The following is a 22,764-nucleotide window of genomic DNA, read 5'->3' as shown; positions in this document are numbered from 1 at the left end:
ACTCATGAGCGGGGGTCGAAGGCATCGCGTAATGCCTCGCCGATAAAGACCAGCAGCGACAGGATCAGCGCCAAGGTGAAAAACGCCGTCAGGCCCAGCCAGGGTGCCTGCAGGTTCTGCTTGCCCTGGGCGATCAGTTCGCCGAGAGACGCACTGCCTGCCGGCATGCCGAAACCGAGGAAGTCCAGGGCACTCAAGGTCGAAATTGCCCCGGTCAAAATAAACGGCAGGTAGCTCAAGGTCGCGGTCATGGCGTTGGGCAGGATGTGCCGGCGAATGATCTTGCTGTCGCCCAGACCCAGCGCCCGCGCGGCCTTGACGTATTCCAGGTTGCGCCCGCGCAGGAACTCGGCGCGCACCACGTCCACCAGCGCCAGCCAGGAAAACAGCGCCATGATCCCCAGCAGCCACCAGAAGTTCGGCTCGACAAAACCCGAGAGGATGATCAACAGGTACAGCACCGGCAGCCCCGACCACACTTCCAGGATGCGTTGGCCAAGCAGGTCCACCCAGCCGCCGTAGTAACCCTGCAAGGCGCCTGCGGCAATGCCGATGGCGGCGCTGATCGCGGTCAACGCCAGGGCAAACAATATCGACACGCGGGCGCCGAAGATCACCCGTGCCAGCACATCGCGTGATTGATCATCGGTGCCCAGCCAGTTCACTGTCGAGGGCGGGCTGGGGGCAGGGCGGTTCAGTTCGTAATTGGGCGTGTCATCGCTGAATGGGATCGGTGGGAACAGCATCCAGCCGCCGTCCTGCTTGATCAGCTTTTGCACGTAGTCACTGCGGTAGTCGGCTTGGAACGGCAACTGCCCGCCGAACTGCTGCTCGGTGTAACGCTTGAACACCGGGAAATACAGTTCGTTCTTGAAGCTGAGTACCCAGGGCTTGTCGTTGGCGATCAACTCGCCGCCCAGGGTCAGGATAAACAGGCCGATAAACAACCACAGCGACCACCAGCCGCGACGGTTCTTTTTGAACCGCTCGAAACGTCGACGCGTCACCGCAGACAAATTAAGCATCAGGCGTTCCTCGCGGCGAAGTCGATACGCGGGTCCACCAAGGTGTAGCACAGGTCGCCGATGAGTTTTATCAGCAGGCCAAACAAGGTGAAGATGAACAGCGAGCCGAACACCACCGGGTAGTCGCGGGATACGGCGGCTTCGTAGCTCATACGGCCTAGGCCATCGAGCGAGAAGATCACCTCGATCAGCAGGGAACCGGCGAAAAACACGCTGATGAAGGCCTGAGGAATCCCCGAGATCACCAGCAGCATGGCGTTGCGGAACACGTGGCCGTAGAGCACGCGGCGCTCGCTCAAGCCCTTGGCGCGGGCCGTTACCACGTATTGGCGGGTGATTTCATTCAAGAATGAGTTTTTGGTAAGGATGGTCAGTGTGGCGAACCCGCCGATGACCAGGGCGGTGACCGGCAATACCAGGTGCCAGAAGTAGTCGGCAATCTTGCCCACGGTGCTCAGCTCTTCGAAATTTTCCGAGATCAGCCCGCGTACCGGGAACCAGTTCAGCGAGGTGCCGCCGGCGAACACCACAATCAGGAACATCGCGAACAGGAACGCTGGCATCGCATAACCGATGACGATGGCGGTGCTGCTCCACACATCAAAGCTGCTGCCATGGCGTACTGCCTTGCGAATGCCAAGCGGGATCGAGACCAGGTAGGTAATCAAGGTGGCCCATAAACCGAGGGAAAGGGTCACCGGCATCTTTTCCAGGATCAGGTCGACCACCGTCGCGCCGCGAAAGAAGCTGTTGCCGAAGTCCAGCCGCGCGTAGTTTTTGAGCATCAGCCACAGGCGTTCCGGGGCGGGCTTGTCGAAGCCGTATTGTTTTTCGATGTCCTTGATCAACTTCGGGTCCAGGCCGCGGCTGGCCCGTGAGCCGCTGCTGATGCCCTCGCCGGATGAACCACCGACGGCACCGCCGCCGATACCTTGCAAGTGGGCAATCGCTTGCTCCACCGGGCCGCCAGGCGCGGCTTGGACGATCACGAAGTTGACCAGCAGGATGATCACCAGCGTCGGGATGATCAGCAGCAGGCGCCGCACGATATAGGCAAACATCAGCGCGCACCTGCGCGTTTTTTCAACTCGGCGTTCATTTGTTCATTCGTCAGTGGCGTGGGGCTGATTTCCCACCAGGTTTCCAAGGCTTCGTCGTTCTTCGCCTCGATGGCCGGGCGGCCGAAGCGGTTCCACCATGCGGCGGAGGTGCCGGGCGGGTAGTAGTTGGGAATCCACAGGTAATTCCATTGCAGCACGCGGTCCAGGGCGTGGGCGTAGGTGAGCATCTGCGCCTGGGTGTCGGCCTTGACCAGGCCCTTGATCAGCGTGTCGACGGCCGGGTCCTTGAGCACCATATAGTTGTTGGCGCCCGAATCAAACGCGGCGGCGGAGCCGAAATAGTTGTACAGCTCCATCCCTGGCGAGGTGGTGACTGGGAAACCGGTCACGATCATGTCGTAGTCGCGGGTCATCAGCCGGTTGACGTACTGGGAGGAGTCGATGCGGCGAATGTTCAGGGTGATGCCGATCTGCGCCAGGTTGCGTTTGTACGGGAGTAACAAGCGTTCAAGGCCGTTTTGTGTATTGAGAAAAGTGAACTCAAGCGGCTCGCCCTCGGCGTTGACCAGCTTGTCACCTTGTGGCTTCCAGCCCGCGTCCTCCAGCAACGCCAGGGCTTGCAGCTGCTTGTCGCGGATCATGCCACTGCCGTCGGTGACGGGGGCCTTGAACACTTGGGTGAACACTTCGTCTGGAATCTGCCCGCGCAAGGGCTCAAGAATCGCCAGCTCTTCTTTTGTCGGCAACTGGCTCGCCGCCAGTGGGCTATTGGAGAAGAAGCTCTGCTGGCGGATGTACAGGTTGCGCATCATCTGCCGGTTGGCCCATTCGAAATCCCACAGCATCGCCAAGGCTTGGCGCACGCGTCGATCCTTGAACATAGGCTTTTGCACGTTGAACACATAGCCCTGGGCCGGTTGCGGCATTTCTTTGGCCAGGTGCGCACGTTGCAGGCGGCCATCGTCCAGCGCCGGGCCGTTGTAGCCGATGGAATAGCCGGTGGCGGAGAACTCCCGGTTGAAATCGTAGGCGCCGCCGCGCAGCACCTGACGGGCCACTTCGGTGTCGCCGAAGTACTCCAGGCTCAGGTGGTCGAAATTGTACAGGCCACGGCTGACGGGCAAGTCCTTGCCCCACCAGTCCGGGTCGCGGGTGAAGGTGATGGTGGCGCCGGAGTCGATCTTGCTGACCTTGTACGGGCCGCTGCCCAGCGGGGCTTCGTAGCCGCCGCCGTTGGCGAAGTCGCGGGTTTTCCACCAGTGCTCGGGGAACACCGGCAGGGTGGCGATATCCAGGGGCAGGGTGCGGTTTTCATTGCTGGAAAAATCGAAACGCACCTGGCGCTCGCCTTCGACTTCGACGTGTTTGACGTCGGCGAACAGGGTGCGAAAGCGCAGGCTGCCTTGGGTCATCAGCAGGTCGAAGCTGTAGCGCACGTCTTCGGCGGTGATCGGCGTGCCGTCGGCGAAGCGCGCCTTGGGGTTCAGGTAGAAGCGCAGCGACAGGCCGTCGTCGGCGCGTTCCATCTTTTCGGCGACCAGGCCGTAGACGGTGTAGGGCTCATCCAGGGAGCGCTGGGCCAGCGGCGCGTACAGCCAGCCGTCGACCTGGGACACACCGATGCCTTTGTCGATATACGGCAGCACGTGGTCGAAGCGCCCGATCTCAAGGGCCGAACGCTTGAGGCTGCCGCCTTTGGGGGCGTTGGGGTTGGCGTAGTCGAAGTGGGTGAAGCCAGCGGGGTACTTGGCCGGTTCGCCGTAGACCGTGAGGTAGGTCTGCGGGGCGGCGATCACGGCGCTGCTGGCCAGCAACAGGGCCAGGGCAGAACTAAGCAGTGTTGTGGAAAAAGCCAATCGCATTGTCAGCCTTGAGTGCCGGGTGAAGAATAGGTTTTGTACGTTAACGGCTTGAATGTTGCCAGTCATCACATGCACAACGGCCCACCATAAGGCGGGCCGTTGTTTATAGCATCAGCACGGACTGGATCAGTCCTGGCGGCTGGTGACTTCCAGCAGGTGGTAGCCGAACTGGGTTTTCACTGGGCCTTGCACGGTGTTGACGGGAGCGCTGAAGACGACGGTGTCGAATTCTTTGACCATCTGGCCAGGGCCGAACGAACCGAGGTCACCGCCTTGGCGGCTGGAAGGGCAGCTGGAGTTGGCTTTGGCGACTTCTGCGAAATCGGCGCCGCCTTCGATCTGGGCTTTGAGTTCGTTGCACTTGTCTTCAGTGGCAACGAGGATGTGACGGGCGGTGGCTTTGGCCATGGGGAATAACTCCTTGAATAAAAAGGGTGAGCGTACCGGATTCAGGCGGTTATTTGTTGGCAAAGTTCCGTTGGGCTTCGGTTGAGTGCATATCCGTTACCGCAGCAACGGATATGTACCCAGTCAAGCCCCAACCCCAGCCGGCACCAAAAACGCCGCCTCCAACAACTGCCGCGTATAAGCATGCTGCGGCTCAGCAAAAATCGCCGCCGCGTCTCCCTGTTCCACCACCTGCCCATGCTTGACCACCATCAACTGGTGACTCAAGGCCTTCACCACCGCCAAATCATGGCTGATAAACAGGTACGTGAGGTTGTACTTGGCCTGCAAACTGCGCAACAACTCCACCACCTGCCGCTGCACCGTTCGATCCAACGCCGACGTCGGCTCATCCAGCAAAATCAAACGTGGCTTGAGCACCAATGCACGAGCGATTGCAATCCGCTGGCGCTGGCCACCGGAAAACTCATGCGGATAACGATGCCGCGACTCCGGGTCCAGCCCAACCTCGCGCAGCGCCGCGACAATAGCCGCTTCCTGCTCAACCGCCGTGCCCATCTTGTGAATCCGCAACCCCTCGCCAACAATCTCGCTGACACTCATCCGCGGGCTCAAACTGCCGAACGGGTCCTGAAACACTACCTGCATTTCCCGCCGCAACGGTCGCACTTGCTGCTGGGTCAGCCGGTCCAGCTGCTGGCCTTCAAAGCGAATCCCACCTTTGCTGGCAATCAAGCGCAGAATCGCCAGGCCCAAGGTGGATTTGCCTGAGCCACTCTCACCGACAATGCCCAGGGTCTGGCCTTGGGGCAGGCTGAAATTGATGCCGTCCACCGCCTTGACGTAATCCACGGTGCTGCGCAAAAAGCCCTTCTTGATCGGAAACCACACCTTCAAGTCATCGACTTCCAGCAATGGCGGCCCGACCGCGTTGGTCGCAGGCCCGCCACTGGGTTCCGCCGCCAGCAATTCCTGGGTGTAAGGATGTTGGGGCGCCTGGAACAGCGTCTGGCAATCGGCTTGTTCAACGATGCAACCCTTCTGCATCACGCACACACGATGGGCAATGCGCCGCACCAGGTTCAGGTCATGGCTGATCAGCAGCAACGCCATGCCCAACCGCGCCTGCAACTCCTTGAGCAGCTCGAGAATCTTCAATTGCACCGTGACGTCGAGGGCCGTGGTCGGCTCGTCGGCGATCAGCAGTTCCGGCTCGTTGGCCAGGGCCATGGCAATCATCACGCGCTGGCGCTGGCCGCCGGAGAGTTCGTGCGGCAGCGCCTTGAGGCGTTTGTGCGGCTCGGGAATGCCCACCAACTCGAGCAGTTCCAGGGTGCGCCGGGTGGCGACTTTGCCGGTAAGGCCCTTGTGCAGGCCGAGCACTTCGTTGATCTGTTTTTCGATGCAGTGCAGCGGGTTCAGTGAGGTCATCGGCTCCTGGAAGATCATCGCGATGCGGTTGCCGCGAATATGCCGCAGGGTTTTTTCTTTGAGGGTCAGCAGGTCCTGCCCGGAATAGCTGATGGTGCCGGCCGGGTGGCGGGCCAGCGGGTAGGGCAGCAGGCGCAGGATCGAATGGGCGGTGACCGATTTGCCCGAGCCACTTTCGCCGACCAGGGCTAGGGTTTCGCCGCGCTTGATATCGAAGCTGACGTTGTTGACCACGCGGTGGTGGTGTTCGCCGGTGACGAACTCGACGCAGAGGTCGCGGACTTCGATCAGATTGTCCTGATTCATCTCATTTCCTCGGGTCGAAGGCATCGCGAGCGGACTCGCCGATAAACACCAGTAGGCTCAACATGATCGCCAGCACGGCAAAGGCACTCATGCCCAGCCATGGCGCTTGCAGGTTGGATTTGCCCTGGGCCACCAGTTCACCCAATGACGGTGAACCGGCCGGCAGGCCGAAGCCAAGAAAATCCAGGGCGGTAAGGGTGCCGATGGCGCCAGTGAGAATGAATGGCATGAAGGTCATGGTCGACACCATGGCATTGGGCAGGATATGCCGAAACATGATCGCGCCGTTCTGCATGCCCAGTGCGCGGGCCGCGCGTACGTACTCGAGGTTGCGCCCGCGCAGGAACTCGGCGCGCACCACGTCGACCAGGCTCATCCACGAAAACAGCAACATGATCCCCAGCAGCCACCAGAAGTTGGGCTGTACAAAACTCGCGAGGATGATCAGCAGGTACAGCACCGGCAAGCCTGACCAGATCTCCAGGAAGCGCTGCCCGGCCAGGTCGACCCAGCCGCCATAAAAGCCCTGCAACGCACCAGCGATCACGCCGATGATCGAGCTGAGCACGGTGAGTGTCAGGGCAAACAGCACCGACACGCGAAAGCCGTAGATCACCCGCGCCAGTACATCGCGGCCTTGGTCGTCGGTGCCCAGCAGGTTGACCGAGGAGGGCGGGGCCGGCGCCGGTACTTTGAGGTCGTAGTTGATGCTTTGGTAGCTGAACGGGATCGGCGCCCACAGGGTCCAGGCATCCTTGGCCTTGAGCAGTTCCTGGATATACGGGCTCTTGTAGTTGGCCTCCAGCGGGAACTCGCCGCCAAACGCGGTTTCCGGGTAGCGCTTGAGCGCGGGGAAGTACCAGCCGCCGTCGAAGTGCACGGCCAGCGGCTTGTCGTTGGCGATCAGCTCCGCGCCGAGGCTGAGCACGAACAGGATCAGGAACAACCACAGCGACCACCAGCCACGCTTATTGGCCTTAAAGCGCTCGAACCGACGGCGATTGAGGGGGGATAAAGTCATCTCAATGCTCCCGGCTGGCGAAGTCGATACGCGGATCGACCAGGGTGTAGGTGAGGTCGCCGATCAGTTTCACGATCAGCCCCAGCAGGGTGAAAATAAATAGCGTGCCGAACACCACCGGGTAGTCTCGGTTGATCGCTGCTTCAAAGCTCATCAGGCCTAGGCCGTCGAGGGAGAAGATCACCTCCACCAGCAATGAGCCGGTGAAGAAAATCCCGATGAACGCCGAGGGGAAGCCGGCGATCACCAGCAGCATCGCGTTGCGAAACACATGGCCATAGAGTACGCGGTGGTTGGTCAGGCCCTTAGCCTTGGCGGTAACCACGTATTGTTTGTTGATCTCGTCGAGAAAGCTGTTTTTGGTCAGCAACGTCATGGTTGCGAAGTTGCCAATCACCAGTGCGGTGACGGGCAGGGCCAAATGCCAGAAGTAATCGAATATCTTGCCGCCCCAACTCAGCTCATCGAAGTTGTTGGAGGTGAGCCCGCGCAACGGAAACCAGTCCAGGTAACTGCCGCCGGCAAACACCACGATCAGCAGGATCGCAAATAGGAATGCCGGGATCGCATAGCCGACGATGATTGCCGAGCTGGTCCACACGTCGAAGTGGCTGCCGTGTCGCGTGGCTTTGGCGATCCCCAGCGGGATCGACACCAGGTACATGATCAGCGTGCTCCATAACCCGAGGGAGATCGATACCGGCATCTTTTCCTTGATCAGGTCGATAACCTTGGCGTCCCTGAAGAAGCTGTCGCCGAAATCCAGTCGGGCGTAGTTCTTGACCATGATCCACAAGCGTTCCGGCGCCGACTTGTCGAAACCGTACATCTTCTCGATTTCCTTGATCAGCGCCGGGTCCAGGCCCTGGGCGCCACGGTAGCTGGAGCCGGCCACCGAGACTTCGGCGCCGCCGCCGGCGATGCGGCTGGTGGCGCCTTCAAAGCCTTCGAGCTTGGCGATCATCTGCTCCACTGGGCCACCGGGGGCCGCCTGGATGATGATGAAGTTGATCAGTAAAATCCCGAACAGCGTGGGGATGATCAGCAAAAGACGGCGAACAATATAAGCCAGCATTTAATCGCCTCCGCTCGCCGGATCGGCGCTCGTGTCCAGGGTGACGGCAGGTTTCACGTCGGGTTTGGCCCACCAGGTGGCGATGCCGACGTCGTAGCGTGGCGAGACTTTGGGGTGGCCCAAGTGGTCCCAGTACGCCACGCGGAAGGTCTTGATATGCCAGTTGGGGATCACGTAATAGCCAAACTGCAACACGCGGTCCAGGGCCTTGGCGTGGGCGATCAGGCTTTGACGCGAGTTGGCGTCAATCAGCTCTTCGACCAACTGGTCGACGACCGGATCCTTGAGCCCCATGTAGTTGCGGCTGCCGGGTTTGTCCGCGCTGGAAGACGACCAGAATTCGCGTTGTTCGTTACCCGGCGACGTAGATTGCGGGAAGCTGCCCACCAGCATGTCGAAATCGCGCGAGCGCAGGCGGTTGATGTACTGCGAAACGTCAACGCGTCGAATGACGAGGTTGATGCCCAGGTCCGCCAGGTTGCGCTTGAACGGCAACAGGATGCGCTCGAACTCGGTCTGGGCCAGCAGGAACTCGATGGTCACCGGTTTGCCGTTGGTGTCGACCATCTTGTCGTCGACGACCTTCCAGCCAGCCTCTTGCAACAACTGGTAGGCCTCGCGCTGCTGGGGGCGGATCATGCCGCTGCCGTCGGTTTTTGCAGGCTCAAACGCCTCGGTGAAGACTTCGGCGGGGATCTTGTCGCGAAACGGCTGCAGAATCGCCAGCTCATCCGGGCCAGGCAGGCCGGTGGCGGCCATTTCCGAGTTTTCAAAGTAGCTGCGTGTGCGCGTGTAGGCGCCGTTGAATAGCTGCTTATTGCTCCATTCGAAATCCAGCAAAAGGCTGATCGCCTTGCGCACCCGTACATCCTGGAACATCGGCTTGCGCGTGTTGAACACAAAACCTTGCATGCCCGTCGGGTTGCCGTTGGGAATTTCTTCTTTGATCAGACGGCCCTCGGCGACCGCTGGAATATTGTAGGCGTTGGCCCAGTTCTTCGCGCTGAATTCCAGCCAGTAGTCGAATTGCCCGGCCTTCAGGGCTTCCAGTGCCACGGTGCTGTCCCGGTAATAGTCAGTAATGCGGTTATCGAAGTTGTAGAAGCCCTGAGTGACCGGCAGGTCTTTGGCCCAGTAATCCTTGACCCGCTCATAGCGCACCATACGTCCAGGCTTGACCTCGGCAATCTTGTACGGCCCGCTGCCCAACGGTATTTCCAAGTTGCCCTTGTCAAAGTCGCGGGTCGCCCACCAGTGCTTGGGCAATACCGGCAGTTGGCCTAGGATCAGCGGTAATTCGCGATTATTGGTGCGCTTGAACTTGAACAGTACCCGCAACGGGTCTTCGGCGATCACGTCGTCGACGTCGGCATAGTAGGTGCGGTAGAGCGGCGAGCCGTCCTTGATCAACGCCTGGAAGGTGAACACCACATCTTCGGCGCGTATCGGATGGCCATCATGAAAGCGCGCTTCGGGGCGCAGGTAGAAGCGCACCCAGCTGTTGTCGGGGGCTTTCTCGATCTTGCCGGCTACCAGCCCGTATTCGGTGATGGGCTCGTCCAGGCTTTGCATGGCGAGAGTGTCGTAGATCAACGACAGATTGTCCGCCGGCACGCCCTTGCTGATATAGGGGTTGAGGCTGTCGAAGCCGCCCATACTCGATTCGCGAAAGGTGCCGCCCTTGGGCGCGTTGGGGTTTACGTAATCGAAATGTTTGAAGCTGGCGGGGTACTTGGGAGGCTCGTTATAGAGGGTCAACGCGTGTTGCGGTGCGGCGTTGACCGCGCTGCACAGCAACAGGCTGGCGAGTAATGCACGGCGCAAATACATCATTGGGCTTTCTCCGAAGCTTTCAGCCACCATGCGCTCAGGCCCAGGCTGTAGGGCGGCGTGGTGACAAAGGCGAACCGGTTGCGGTATGCCAAGCGATGATAGTTGAGGTACCAGTTGGGGATACTGTAGTGCTGCCACAGCAGCACTCGGTCGAGGGCGCGGCCGGCGGCCAATTGTTCTTCGCGGGTTTGCGCCGCCAGCAGTTGTTCCAGCAGGCGATCGACTACCGGGTTGGCGATGCCCGCGTAGTTCTTGCTGCCCTTAGTCGTGGCTTGGCTTGAATGGAAGTACTGCCACTGCTCAAGGCCCGGGCTTAACGTCTGATTAAGGGTGACCAGGATCATGTCGAAGTCGAACTGATCCAGGCGCTGCTTGTATTGCGCGCGGTCAACGGTGCGCAGGCGCGCGTCGATGCCGATGCTTTTGAGGTTCTCGACATACGGCTGCAGGATGCGCTCCAGGTTCGGGTTGACCAGCAAGATTTCGAAGCGCAGCGGCTGACCGTCGCTGTTGAGCAGGCGTTGCCCGGATAGCTTCCAGCCAGCTTCGCCTAACAAAGCCAGGGCGCGGCGCAGTGTTTCGCGCGGAATGCCGCGACCGTCGGTGTGCGGCAGGCTGAAGGCTTGCGTCAACAGGTTGGCTGGCAGTTGGTCGCGATACGGCGAGAGCATCAGCCATTCATGACCCACCGGCACGCCGGTCGCCGAGAACTCGCTGTTGGGGTAGTAACTCAACGTGCGCTTATAGGCGCTGCTGAACAGGGTGCGGTTGGTCCACTCAAAGTCGAACATCAACCCCAGTGCCTCGCGCACCTTGGTCTGGGCGAAGGTCGGCCGTCGCGTGTTCATGAACAGGCCTTGGCTCTGGGTCGGGATTTGGTGGGCGATCTGCGCCTTGATCACATCGCCCCGGTTGACCGCCGGGAAGTTATAGCCGGTGGCCCAGTTCTTGGCTTGGTGTTCGATATAGATATCGAATTCACCGGCCTTGAAAGCTTCGAAGGCCACGTCGCTGTCGCGGTAGAACTCCACTTCGACCTTGTCGTAGTTGTAAAAGCCGCGGTTGACCGGCAGGTCTTTGCCCCAGTAATCCTTGACCCGTTCGAACACCAACTGCCGCCCAGGCGTGACCTTGGTGATGCGGTACGGCCCGCTGCCTAAAGGAGGTTCGAACGTAGTGGCCTTGAAGTCGCGGTTTTTCCAATAGTGCTGGGGCAATACCGGCAGTTCGCCCAGGCGCAGGATCAACAGCGGGTTGCCGGCGCGCTTGAACACAAAGCGGATACGGTGGCGGTTGAGGATGTCGACCCGCGCCACTTCCTGCAGGTTGGTGCGGTACTGCGGGTGGCCTTCGGTCAACAGAGTGCGATAGGAAAACGCCACGTCATAGGCGGTGATCGGCTTGCCATCGTGGAAGTGCGCTTGTGGGCGCAGGTTGAACACCACCCAGCTGCGATCCTCGCTGTACTCCACCGACTCGGCAATTAGCCCATAACTGGAGGTGGGTTCGTCGCCGGACGGCGCGTACTGGCCGGTGCCTACCATCAAGGGCTCGTTCAGCTCATTGACGCCGTATTGCAGGAAGTTGGGCGTGGAAACCGGGCTTGAGCCCTTGAAGGTGTATGGGTTGAGTGTGTCGAACGTGCCAAATGCCATGGCCCGCAATGTCCCGCCTTTCGGCGCTGCAGGGTTTACCCAATCGAAGTGGGTGAATTTGGCCGGGTACTTGAGCGTGCCGAACTGCGTGTAACCGTGGCTCTCGGTAATCGTCGCGTTCGCACCAAAGCTCAAGGCCAGACTTATTAGTAGAAGGAGGGGACGCTTCAAGTCAGAGATCCGATCCAGGCGGCTTGGGCTTTATGATCGGTACAGTAACAGCTTGTTCCGGTTGGAAAAAGGTTGTTGAAAACACCCCGCTTGGGGGCTGCTAAGGTATTGAACTGTGTGGAGAACAGATGTGGGAGCTGGCTTGCCTGCGATGCAGGCACCGCGGTGTATCAGGGGCACCAGGGTGATGCTATCGCAGGCAAGCCAGCTCGCCACAGCAAGCCTGCTTGCGCAGCGGTTTATCTTGGTCCGGAAACCACCAGCATCTGCCCAGGTTTCAACGCCTGGCCGGTGCGCGGGTTCCAGCGCTTGAGATGTTGCATCTCAACGTTGAAGCGCTTGGCGACGATGTACAGCGAGTCGCCTTTCTTGACCTTGTACTGCACCGGCTTCTTGGCTACCAGCTTGCGCGTGTCTTGCATCACCAGGGTCTGGCCGACCTTGAGGGCCTGGCCATTGAGCTTGTTCCAACGTTGCAGATCATGCACGTTGACCTTGTTTGCCTTGGCGATGAGCGTGAGGTTGTCACCGCTGCGCACCTTATAGCTGCGGCTGCGGCCGGCCACTCGTGAGGTCTCGACTTCGTCGAACACCTGCTTTTTCGGGCGCATCGCCAACAGCTCTTCCGGCTTCATCGTCGAAAGGGTGCTGGTGAGCAGTTGCGCCTTGGAACTTGGCACCAGCAAATGTTGAGGGCCATCCAGCGTGGTGCGTTGTTTCAAGGCGGGGTTGAGTTGGAACAGTTCGTCTTCGTCGATTTCCGCCAGCGCGGCAACCCGAGACAGGTCCATGCTTTGCTTGACTTCAACCACTTTGAAGTACGGGGTATTGGCAATCGGGTTCAGGTTGATGCCGTAGGCCTCGGGGGCCAGCACTACCTGGGACAGCGCCAGGAACTTGGGTACGTAGTCCTTGGTTTCCTGTGGCAGCGGCAGGTTCCAGTAGTCGGTAGGCAGGCCGAGCTTCTCGTTACGCTCGATGGCCCGGCTGACGGTACCTTCGCCGGCGTTATACGCCGCCAGGGCCAGCAACCAGTCGCCGTTGAACATGTCATGCAGACGCGTCAGATAGTCCAGGGCGGCAGTGGTTGAGGCGGTGATGTCGCGGCGGCCGTCGTAGGCGCGGGTCTGGCGCAGGTTGAAGTAGCGCCCGGTGGACGGGATGAACTGCCACAAGCCAACTGCATCGCTGCGCGAATAGGCCATTGGGTTGTACGCACTTTCAATCACTGGCAGCAGCGCCAGCTCCAGGGGCATGTTGCGTTCTTCAAGGCGTTCGACGATGTAATGAATGTAGAGACTGCCGCGTTCTCCGGCGTTCTCTAAAAAGGACGGGTTGCTGGCGAACCACAAGCGCTGTTGCTCGATGCGCGGGTTGACGCCCAGGCCGTCCTGCAATTGAAAGCCCCGTCGCATGCGTTCCCAGACATCCTGGGGGACTTCGGGGCTGGGCTTCTCTGATAGCCAAATAGGTTTTTGCCTGATCTTGGCAGCAAGATTGGGTTTGGGTTGCACGGTGGGTTGTGCAGCGAAATTTGTCGATTGGCAGCCCGCCAGAGTCGCGGATACAGCCACCGCCACGGCTTGAGCCAGGCGGGTCAATGCGTCTGAAGAGATGGATTTACGAATAGATGACGACATTGGCTGGAAGTAAGTTCCGGGCAAAAATGTCGGGCGATTCTAGAAAGCGCTTTGGTTCCGGTCAACCATTCAGAATTTCCGTATCAGATTGAGTCCTCTTAGAACTTATCTTTCCAGGCCCTCAAGCTAGCAAACACCTCGGCCCCAGAGCCGTTGTCGCGCCCATTCCGTTCGTCTGCTTTTTGTTTAACGGATGTTTCAGCGGTGCGTAGAAAAGGGTTAGTACGTTTTTCCAGGGCCAGGTTGGAAGGCAGCGTCATTTCGCCGCGAGCCCGCAGTTGGTTGACGTGCTCCACACGTTCGGCGATCTCGGCGTTGCCCGGTTCTACGGCCTGGGCGAATTTGAGGTTACTTTGTGTGTACTCATGGGTGCAGTACACCAGGGTTTCAGCGGGCAAAGCGGCCAGGCGTTCCAGCGAGGTGTGCATTTGTTCCGGTGTGCCTTCGAACAAGCGGCCGCAACCGGCGGCAAACAGGGTGTCGCCGCAAAACAGCACGCCTTGGTGGTAAAAGGCAATATGGCCAAGGGTGTGCCCCGGCACGCTATAAATGTCAAAGTCCCAGCCCAATACCGTGACGCGGTCGTTATCGAGCAAGGCGACGTCCCGTGCCGGGATCTTCTCGTTCGCCGGGCCGTAGACCTTGGCATTAGTCACACTTTTGAGTTGCTCGACACCGCCCACATGATCATGGTGATGGTGGGTAATCAGGATATCGCTGAGGGTCCACTGCGGGTTCTGTTTGAGCCAGGCCAGCACCGGCGCGGCATCGCCGGGGTCGACCACGGCGCAGCGTTGGGTCTGCGGGTCCTGTAACAACCAGATGTAGTTGTCGGTGAAGGCGGGTAGGGCACTGATCTGTATCATTCTTCGATTCGCCAAGCTGAACACATTGGTGCATCTTAGAACGTCTAGGCGAGTTGGAGAATGCAATGACTGATAAAGCGTTCGCCCAGGCCGATCCTGAATGGCTGGCCCTGATCAGCGCAGCCCGTGATTGGTTTTGCGGGCCGATCGGGCAATTTCTGCTGGATGAAGAACGGCGCATGCTTGAGGACGAGTTGGGCCGGTTCTTCGGCGGCTACCTTGTGCATTACGGTCCGTCGGCCCAGACGCCGCCTGCTGCGCCCCAGGTGCAGCGCAATGTGCGCCTCGGTGCGCCGTTGCCCGGTGTGGAGATTGTGTGCGAAGAGCAGGCCTGGCCCTTGAGCGAGCACGCCGCCGACGTGGTGGTGTTGCAACATGGGCTGGATTTTTGCCTGTCGCCCCACGGGTTGCTGCGCGAAGCCGCGAGCAGTGTGCGCCCGGGTGGCCATTTGCTGATTGTCGGCATCAACCCCTGGAGCAGTTGGGGCCTGCGCCATGTATTCGCCCATGACGCCCTGCGTCAGGCGCGCTGTATCTCGCCGTCGCGGGTGGGCGACTGGCTGAACCTGCTGGGCTTTGCGCTGGAGAAACGCCGCTTCGGGTGCTATCGTCCGCCGCTTGCGTCGACCAAATGGCAAGGCCGCCTGGCTGGCTGGGAACGCCGGGCCGGTGCCTGGCAACTGTCGGGTGGCGGCTTCTATTTACTGGTGGCGCGCAAGATCGTGGTCGGGCTGCGACCGGTACGCCAGGTGCTGCGCCAACCTATGGGCAAGCTGGTGCCTATGCCGATGGCCAAGGTCAATCGCAAGCAAAGCGAACCGTAAAACCTCTTTTTGATTACCGGCCGAGACGCTTGGCCTCGGGATACTGTCGGTTGATAACCGCCAGCCCGTTTTGATGGATGCAACCGATGACCGATAGCGTAGAACTCTTCACCGATGGCGCCTGCAAAGGCAACCCCGGCCCTGGCGGCTGGGGCGCCTTGTTGGTATGCAAGGGCGTGGAGAAGGAGTTGTGGGGCGGAGAAGCCAACACCACCAACAACCGCATGGAGCTGATGGGCGCCATTCGTGGGCTGGAAGAACTTAAGCGCCGCTGTGACGTGCTGTTGGTGACCGACTCGCAATACGTGATGAAAGGCATCAACGAGTGGATGGTCAATTGGAAGAAGCGCGGCTGGAAAACCGCCGCCAAGGAACCGGTGAAAAATGCCGACCTGTGGCAACTGCTCGATGAGCAATGCAACCGCCATAACATCACCTGGAAATGGGTGCGTGGGCACATCGGTCACGCGGGTAACGAACGTGCAGACCAGTTGGCCAACCGTGGCGTGGATGAAGTGCGGGGCTACAAGCAGAGCTGACTTTAAGCGTTGCGTGGGGCCTGGCGTGTTAACATTGCGCCCCCTTGACTCACACCCTACTGCCTACCACCGTTGAGAGCTGAACCCTGATGGCCATCCGATCTGTTGTACTCGATACCGAAACCACCGGCATGCCGGTGACCGATGGTCACCGGATCATCGAAATCGGCTGTGTCGAATTGATGGGTCGACGTCTCACCGGTCGCCACTTCCACGTCTACCTGCAACCGGACCGCGACAGTGACGAAGGCGCGATCGGCGTCCACGGTATCACCGACGAGTTCCTCAAAGGCAAGCCACGATTTGCTGAAGTGGCCGATGAGTTTTTCGAGTTCATCAACGGCGCCCAGTTGATCATCCATAACGCGGCGTTCGACGTCGGTTTCATCAATAATGAATTTGCGCTGATGGGGCAGACCGAGCGTGCGGATATTTCCCAGCACTGCTCAATTCTCGACACCCTGATGATGGCCCGTGAGCGTCACCCGGGCCAACGCAACAGCCTGGATGCGTTGTGCAAACGCTACGGCGTCGACAACTCGGGGCGTGAACTGCACGGCGCCTTGCTCGACTCCGAGATTCTCGCTGACGTTTACCTGACCATGACCGGCGGGCAAACCAGCCTGTCCCTGGCGGGTAACGCCTCTGACGGCAACGGCTCAGCGGAAGGTTCAGGCAACCGCCCTTCGGAAATTCGCCGTCTGCCGGCGGATCGCAAGCCCACTCCGATCATTCGTGCCAGTGAGCAGGATTTGGCTGAGCATGCCACGCGGTTGGAAGCGATTGCCAAGTCGGCCGGTGCGCCGGCGTTGTGGTCGCAGCTGACGCAGCAATAAGATCGGCTGAACTTGATCAAACGGTGGGAGCTGGCTTGCCTGCGATGGCATCAACGGGTTGTCCCTGATACACCGAGGTGCCTGCATCGCAGCGGTGCGGCGATCCGACAAGCCAGCTCCCACAGAAAAGCAGAGCATTGCGGTGTTGGCAGCTAAACTCGGTCAAAATTGTGGGCGCGGCGGTGCGACGATTCGACTTGCTCGCGAAGGCGGTGGGGCAGCCAGCTCATGTGTAACTGACCCACCGCCTTCGCGAGCAAGCCCGCTCCCACATTTAGATCTCGGTACATCAGACAGAGAGTGTGCTGCTGTGCTTTTGCTTCAACCACTCAGGTCGGCTACTAGGCCGCCGTGCTCTTGCTTTTGATCTTGATCTTAGGCGCCCCGTTAAACCACGATGGCCGGAGTGAGGGCATGCCGAGCCTAGGCGAGGCACCGAGTGGTGGGGCAAAGACCTTTTGCTTACTTTTGGGTCTTTCCAAAAGTGAGCCGCTGTAAGAGCGGAACCCTACGAAGCCGTTACCGCAGCAACGGATATGTACTCAATCTACCTAAACCATCGCAGGCTAAAAGCAACACAAAAAGTTGCGTAGATACCTATGCCCATCGCAGGCAAGCCAGCTCCCACAGCTGATTTACAGCGCCTGTAAAATCTTCATTCGCCACATCCGCTCCCAGCTTCTACCCTGAGTACATAGCCCTCAGGACTATCAGCACTCATGTACAAAGACCTGAAGTTCCCTGTTCTTATCGTACATCGTGACATCAAGGCCGATACCGTTGCCGGTGACCGGGTTCGAGGCATCGCCCGAGAGCTGGAGCAAGAGGGTTTCAGTATCTTTTCCGCCGTGGACTACGCCGAAGGTCGGCTAGTGGCGTCGACCCACCATGGCCTGGCGTGCATGTTGATCGCTGCCGAAGGTGCCGGGGAAAATACCCACCTGCTGCAAAACATGGTCGAGCTGATCCGCCTGGCGCGGGTGAGGGCGCCTAACCTGCCGATTTTTGCCTTGGGCGAGCAAGTCACCCTGGAAAACGCACCTGCCGATGCCATGAGCGAACTGAACCAACTGCGCGGCATTCTTTATCTGTTCGAAGACACCGTGCCGTTTTTGGCCCGGCAAGTCGCGCGCGCCGCGCGCGCCTACCTTGATGGCTTGTTGCCGCCCTTCTTCAAAGCTTTGGTGCAACACACCGCCGACTCCAATTACTCCTGGCACACGCCCGGCCATGGTGGCGGCGTAGCCTATCGCAAGAGCCCGGTAGGGCAGGCGTTTCATCAATTCTTCGGCGAAAATACCTTGCGTTCTGACTTGTCCGTGTCGGTGCCTGAACTGGGTTCGCTGCTCGATCACACCGGGCCTTTGGCCGAAGCCGAAGCCCGTGCCGCACGTAACTTTGGCGCCGATCACACGTTTTTTGTGATTAACGGCACCTCGACCGCCAACAAGATCGTCTGGCACTCCATGGTCGGCCGCGACGACTTGGTGTTGGTGGACCGTAACTGCCACAAGTCAGTGTTGCACTCGATCATCATGACTGGCGCGATCCCTCTGTACCTGTGCCCGGAGCGCAATGAGCTGGGGATTATCGGCCCGATTCCCTTGAGCGAATTCAGCCCCGAGTCGATCCGTGCCAAAATCGAAGCCAGCCCCTTGACGCGTGGCCGACCGCCCAAAGTAAAGTTGGCGGTGGTCACCAACTCCACCTACGACGGCCTGTGCTACAACGCCGAATTGATCAAGCGCCAATTGGGCAACAGTGTCGAGGTGCTGCACTTCGACGAGGCCTGGTACGCCTACGCGGCCTTTCATGAGTTCTTTGCCGGGCGTTACGGCATGGGGACCTCGCGCACCGCGGATAGCCCGCTGGTGTTTACCACCCACTCAACCCACAAGTTGCTGGCGGCCTTCAGCCAGGCCTCAATGATTCATGTGCAGGATGGCGGCGCACGGCAACTGGACCGCGACCGTTTCAACGAAGCGTTCATGATGCATATTTCCACTTCACCGCAATACAGCATCATCGCTTCGCTGGATGTCGCATCGGCGATGATGGAAGGCCCGGCCGGCCGGTCGCTGCTGCAGGAAATGTTCGATGAGGCCCTGAGCTTTCGGCGTGCGTTAGCGAATTTGCGTCAGCATATTGCTGCCGAGGATTGGTGGTTTTCCATCTGGCAACCACCGTCGGTGGCCGGCATCGACCGTGTTGCCACGGCGGATTGGCTATTGCACCCGCAGGATGACTGGCACGGCTTTGGCGAGGTAGCCGAAGATTACGTGCTGCTCGACCCGATCAAAGTGACCTTGGTGATGCCCGGCCTGAACGCCGGTGGCGCCTTGAGCGATTGCGGGATTCCTGCTGCGGTAGTCAGTAAATTCCTCTGGGAGCGTGGGCTGGTAGTGGAAAAGACTGGGCTTTATTCCTTCCTCGTGCTGTTTTCCATGGGCATTACCAAGGGCAAATGGAGTACCTTGCTTACCGAATTACTGGAGTTCAAGCGCAATTATGACGCGAATGTGAGCTTGGCAAGCTGCTTGCCGTCAGTGTTTGCCCAAGGCCCGGCGCGCTATCATGGCCTGGGCTTGCGTGACCTGTGCGATCAATTGCACAGCTGTTACCGTAGCAATGCCACGGCCAAACACCTCAAGCGGATGTACACGGTACTGCCGGAAATTGCCATGAAACCGGCCGACGCCTACGACCAATTGGTCAAGGGTGAAGTGGAGGCGGTTTCGATTGACGCCTTGCCAGGGCGTACCGCCGCCGTGATGCTGGTGCCTTATCCGCCGGGCATTCCGTTGATTATGCCGGGCGAGCGCTTTACCGAGTCGACGCGATCGATCATCGACTACCTGGCATTTGCCCGCACGTTCGATAGCGGTTTTCCCGGCTTTGTCGCCGATGTTCATGGGTTGCAACACGAAGATGACGGCACGGGTGGTTGTTACACTGTCGATTGCATCAAGGGTTAAGGATGTTTATGCAAGCTGTAATGAACCCGAAGTATCCGGGGCTCAGCGTACGGGTCGCCGACGAAGGCTTTGATGCCTACGTGTGGGGCAATGATTTCAGCTTTGAGGTCAGTGCCTATGGCGTGCCGGAGATGGGCAGGCGTGTCGATCAATGGGCTGTGGAACGCATCGTGCCGTACCGCAAGTGTTATGGCATCGACCCGGAAGAGTTTTCCAGTTTTCGCGATGCAGCCGACAGCGCGATCTTTATGGCGTACTTGGATGACCGCGCGGTGGGGCATGTTGTCGTCAGTACCAACTGGAACGGTTTTGCCCACGTCGACGAACTGGCGGTGGCCTTGCCTGCGCGACGCTATGGTGTGGCCAAGGCTTTACTGGATGTGGCGCAGTTCTGGAGCCGCAAGAAAAACCTGCCGGGTATGATGCTCGAAACTCAAAACAACAACCTCGGCGCCTGCCGTCTGTATGAACGTTGTGGCTATGTGATGGGCGGGATCGACCACCTGCGTTATCGCGGGATTGATCCGCACACCCGCGAAGTGGCGATTTTCTGGTATCGGTTGTTCAAGTCGGAACTCGAACAGGTTTAACTCACCAGCAAGCTGTCGGCCTTCTGCGTGACAATTTCCAGCAACGTATTTAATGCCGGAGAAGTCACGCCCTCCTTGAGGGTCAATGCGTACAGCCTGACCATGATCGGCGGCGACACCGGGCACGCATCCAGCCCAACCTCGCGCGCACCGAATGCGGTGAATGGGTCGACAATCGCCAGGCCTTCCCCGGCTTCTACCATGCTGCGCATCATCTGGTAGGTCTGCACCCGCGTCTGCACCACCGGCAGCGGGCGCAGGGCGTGCAGCTTGGCGTCCAGCAGGCGGCTCAACGGGTCATGCCCCTCAAGCCCGATCATCGACTGTCCGGCCAGGTCCTGCAGCGCGATGTACTTTTGCTTGGGTTTGAGCCAGCCATGCGGCGCGAGCAGTTGCAATTTGCCCTCGGCCAGCACGGTGCTTTGGATTTGCGGGTGTTGCGGGTCGTGCAGGCTCAGGCCCACATCGGCTTCGTGCAAGAGCAGGCTCCTGACAATTTCCCGCGTCGGTTGGCTCGACAGGTTGCACGGCGTGTCCTGGAAACGTCGACGCAGCAGCGCGATACTTTGTGGCAACAGTTGATTGGCCAGGGGCGGGGTGCACAGTGCGCGCAAGGTCGCGGCGTGATGGTGTTTCAAGCGGCTGGCCAGGCGTTGTACCGGTTCCAGCGCTTCGTAGATGTGAGTGATTTCGGCCTGCAGCTCAAGTGTTTCACGCGTCGCTTGCAAACGCCCGCGCACGCTGGCAAACAGCATAAAGCCCAATTGCTGCTCGGCATCCTTAAGGGTCGCGTCCACATCGTCCACGGGAAGTTGCAACCATTCGGCGGCCGTGCCGAGGTGTCCGGTCTGCAAGATGGCCTGAATTACTTCGATATGACGTAAACGCATCGCCGGAGTCTATGTTCAGTGCGGTGGGGTTTCAATGGTTACAGAGAAAACAGCGCGAGCCTTGATCGCGACCGCAAAGGCCCACGTGCCCTCTGACCAGTTTTCGTTGGGCAAGGACTCTACGCTGGGCGGCGTCGGGGCTAATAAAGAGATTACCTGCGGCGACAATTGATTCATCTGGCATTACCCGTTGACCTGATTAGAATGGCTGCTCTGATTAAAAACGACCAATACAACAAAAACAGGTCTGTCTCACATGCCTTTACCCTCGAAACTCCTCGGGGTAACGGCCAAGCAACTGCTGGTCCTGGTGACTGTCGGGTGCGTGGCTGCTTATCTCTTCGATCATCACGATGAACACACCGCCGAAAACCTCACGTTCGAGGCGTTTATCCGTTCTCAGGAGCAGGTAAGCGAGCAGGTGGGGGCGGTGCTGGAGATTGCGTTGGTCAGGCAAGTGGTGGCCTATCCCGCGTATGGCGCGCCGGGCTACAAGCGTTCGCTGTATGCGGTGGAAGGGGAGCGGGGGCGATTGATGGTGACACTCAAGCAGATGGACGGCGAGCAGGACGTTGAGGTGACGCAGATACTCCGGCCGTGATCGCCCTGCCCAGTCTATGCCATCAATGGCCAGGACTGAGCAGGCAGACAAGGCGAGATCTTATGAAGCGAGGACCGTTTGCGATTCGCGGACAATAATGGTCCCCGACTGGATCAATTTGAATTCATCGCCGTCCAGCTTTTCTACACGATCGCCAATGGCCAGCTTGTAGGTAGTGGAGGGCGCCGAGCCAGCCAGGTCGCCTTGCGCCGGGTTGGATTCCTGGAACTCATGCACCGAATACACGCGTCCTTCCGCGTCTCTGGCATGAAACTGTCCGACAAGTACTGCAGCCATCTGTTTAGAACCTCTGGAGATAAACACTCGATTTGCGGTTCTGTAGACCGTCATGGAGTGGGGTAGTTTACCTATGGAAAAAAAATACTATTCTTTGAAGTTTTCAGACGCTTCCTACGCGTGTGAGTGCGTTGAAAACGGCTTTAAGATTATCAAAACCTTCTGGTTAACCTGCCGCGAAGACTCTATAACTACTAGCTCCTTTAGTCAGACGTCGGAAAACCTCAATGAGCAAGGTCTACACGATTGCCGTCCTGGTGGGCAGCCTTAGAAAAGAGTCGATCAACCGCAAGGTCGCCCTGGCCTTGGCCGAACTGGCCCCTGCCACTCTCAAGTTGAACATCGTCGAAATTGGCGATTTGCCGCTCTACAACGAAGACATCGACGGGGCATCACCGCCCGCAGCCTACAGTACTTTCCGCCAACAGGTACGTTCATCCGACGCGGTGCTGTTTGTGACCCCGGAATACAACCGTTCCGTGCCTGCGCCGTTGAAGAATGCCATCGACGTTGGTTCGCGACCGTACGGGCAAAGCGTCTACAGCGGCAAGCCTGGGGCGATCATCAGTGTGTCGCCGGGGGCGATTGGGGGCTTTGGTGCCAACCATCATCTGCGCCAGTCCCTGGTGTTCCTCGATGTGCCGTGCATGCAGCAGCCGGAAGCGTACCTGGGTGGCGCGGGCAGTGTGTTTGATGAGGCGGGTAAGGTGTCGGAGAAGACCAAGCCGTTTTTGCAGGCGTTTATTGATGCTTATGGGAAATGGGTTGAGAAGCAGTTGGGCTGATGGGGGGAGGTGGCGGCTATTGAGGACATATCCGTTGCTGCAGCAACGGATATGTACATAAATCCCCCCACAA

At 59.2% G+C, this 22,764-nt stretch carries 20 protein-coding genes; 7 read left to right on the top strand and 13 right to left on the bottom strand.

Going from position 1 to position 22,764, the window contains the following annotated elements:
• Positions 1–2 precede the first annotated feature (2 nt).
• The 11 genes from FW764_RS20890 to gloB all read right to left on the bottom strand — a co-directional run bounded on the left by FW764_RS20890 (position 3) and on the right by gloB (position 14,354).
• Entirely contained in the window at positions 3–1,025 is a 1,023-nt protein-coding gene (locus FW764_RS20890; RefSeq protein WP_446435503.1) for an ABC transporter permease, read from the bottom strand.
• Entirely contained in the window at positions 1,025–2,086 is a 1,062-nt protein-coding gene (locus tag FW764_RS20885) for a microcin C ABC transporter permease YejB (protein ID WP_446435502.1), read from the bottom strand. Before FW764_RS20885 ends, FW764_RS20890 begins: the two co-directional genes overlap by 1 nt.
• Complete coding sequence (locus FW764_RS20880; protein ID WP_446435501.1) at positions 2,086–3,948, bottom strand: extracellular solute-binding protein; 1,863 nt, start codon at positions 3,946–3,948, stop codon at positions 2,086–2,088. Before FW764_RS20880 ends, FW764_RS20885 begins: the two co-directional genes overlap by 1 nt.
• Positions 3,949–4,074: 126 nt before the next feature.
• Positions 4,075–4,356 carry a peptidylprolyl isomerase gene (locus FW764_RS20875; protein ID WP_003208024.1) on the bottom strand — a complete coding sequence of 94 codons (282 nt, stop codon included), beginning with the start codon at positions 4,354–4,356 and terminating at the stop codon, positions 4,075–4,077.
• A 123-nt stretch (positions 4,357–4,479) separates the two neighbouring features.
• Complete coding sequence (locus tag FW764_RS20870; RefSeq protein ID WP_446435500.1) at positions 4,480–6,093, bottom strand: ABC transporter ATP-binding protein; 1,614 nt, start codon at positions 6,091–6,093, stop codon at positions 4,480–4,482.
• 1 nt (position 6,094) lies between these two features.
• Entirely contained in the window at positions 6,095–7,114 is a 1,020-nt protein-coding gene (locus FW764_RS20865) for an ABC transporter permease (protein WP_446435499.1), read from the bottom strand.
• A gap of 1 nt (position 7,115) precedes the next feature.
• Entirely contained in the window at positions 7,116–8,189 is a 1,074-nt protein-coding gene (locus tag FW764_RS20860) for a microcin C ABC transporter permease YejB (protein WP_446435498.1), read from the bottom strand.
• Positions 8,190–10,022: an extracellular solute-binding protein gene (locus FW764_RS20855; RefSeq protein ID WP_446435497.1), complete on the bottom strand. Its 1,833-nt coding sequence runs from the start codon at positions 10,020–10,022 to the stop codon at positions 8,190–8,192.
• Positions 10,019–11,848 (bottom strand): extracellular solute-binding protein, encoded by a 1,830-nt coding sequence (locus FW764_RS20850; RefSeq protein ID WP_446435496.1) that lies wholly within the window; start codon positions 11,846–11,848, stop codon positions 10,019–10,021. The genes FW764_RS20855 and FW764_RS20850 overlap by 4 nt, the downstream gene beginning before the upstream one ends.
• A gap of 239 nt (positions 11,849–12,087) precedes the next feature.
• The gene (locus FW764_RS20845) at positions 12,088–13,488 is read right to left on the bottom strand and encodes a transglycosylase SLT domain-containing protein (RefSeq protein WP_446435495.1); all 1,401 of its coding nucleotides are present in this window, start codon (positions 13,486–13,488) and stop codon (positions 12,088–12,090) included.
• A 98-nt stretch (positions 13,489–13,586) separates the two neighbouring features.
• Entirely contained in the window at positions 13,587–14,354 is a 768-nt protein-coding gene (gene gloB, locus FW764_RS20840) for a hydroxyacylglutathione hydrolase (protein ID WP_446435494.1), read from the bottom strand.
• A 65-nt stretch (positions 14,355–14,419) separates the two neighbouring features.
• Between gloB and FW764_RS20835 the strand changes: the two genes are divergently transcribed.
• The 5 genes from FW764_RS20835 (at position 14,420) to FW764_RS20815 (ending at position 20,118) form a co-directional block, all read left to right on the top strand.
• Positions 14,420–15,178, top strand: coding sequence for a class I SAM-dependent methyltransferase (locus tag FW764_RS20835; protein WP_446435493.1), 759 nt, complete (start codon positions 14,420–14,422; stop codon positions 15,176–15,178).
• A gap of 86 nt (positions 15,179–15,264) precedes the next feature.
• A complete protein-coding gene (rnhA, locus tag FW764_RS20830) occupies positions 15,265–15,717 on the top strand; it encodes a ribonuclease HI (protein WP_083358020.1) in 453 nt (150 codons plus the stop codon).
• Positions 15,718–15,812: 95 nt separating this feature from the next.
• Positions 15,813–16,553: a DNA polymerase III subunit epsilon gene (gene dnaQ / locus FW764_RS20825; protein WP_165447649.1), complete on the top strand. Its 741-nt coding sequence runs from the start codon at positions 15,813–15,815 to the stop codon at positions 16,551–16,553.
• A 719-nt stretch (positions 16,554–17,272) separates the two neighbouring features.
• Positions 17,273–19,528, top strand: coding sequence for an Orn/Lys/Arg family decarboxylase (locus FW764_RS20820; RefSeq protein ID WP_446435492.1), 2,256 nt, complete (start codon positions 17,273–17,275; stop codon positions 19,526–19,528).
• An 8-nt stretch (positions 19,529–19,536) separates the two neighbouring features.
• Positions 19,537–20,118, top strand: coding sequence for a GNAT family N-acetyltransferase (locus tag FW764_RS20815; RefSeq protein WP_446435491.1), 582 nt, complete (start codon positions 19,537–19,539; stop codon positions 20,116–20,118).
• On the opposite strand, the gene FW764_RS20810 is transcribed toward FW764_RS20815, so the two are convergent.
• Positions 20,115–21,008 carry a LysR substrate-binding domain-containing protein gene (locus FW764_RS20810; protein WP_446435490.1) on the bottom strand — a complete coding sequence of 298 codons (894 nt, stop codon included), beginning with the start codon at positions 21,006–21,008 and terminating at the stop codon, positions 20,115–20,117. The two genes, FW764_RS20815 and FW764_RS20810, sit on opposite strands and share 4 nt — an antisense overlap.
• A 256-nt stretch (positions 21,009–21,264) precedes the next feature.
• On the opposite strand from FW764_RS20810, the gene FW764_RS20805 reads away from it, so the two are divergent.
• Positions 21,265–21,609, top strand: a complete 345-nt coding sequence (locus tag FW764_RS20805) for a hypothetical protein (RefSeq protein ID WP_446435489.1) — start codon at positions 21,265–21,267, stop codon at positions 21,607–21,609.
• A gap of 60 nt (positions 21,610–21,669) precedes the next feature.
• Here the strand turns inward: FW764_RS20805 and FW764_RS20800 are convergent, their stop codons facing one another.
• On the bottom strand, positions 21,670–21,906 hold the full coding sequence (locus FW764_RS20800; protein ID WP_083358026.1) for a hypothetical protein: 237 nt from the start codon (positions 21,904–21,906) through the stop codon (positions 21,670–21,672).
• 227 nt (positions 21,907–22,133) lie between these two features.
• On the opposite strand from FW764_RS20800, the gene FW764_RS20795 reads away from it, so the two are divergent.
• Entirely contained in the window at positions 22,134–22,691 is a 558-nt protein-coding gene (locus FW764_RS20795) for an NADPH-dependent FMN reductase (RefSeq protein ID WP_446435488.1), read from the top strand.
• Positions 22,692–22,764 lie beyond the last annotated feature (73 nt).

Source organism: Pseudomonas sp. 1152_12 (assembly GCF_052850675.1).
Note: the sequence above shows the minus strand (reverse complement) of the source record. Positions and strands in the feature narration are given on the sequence as shown.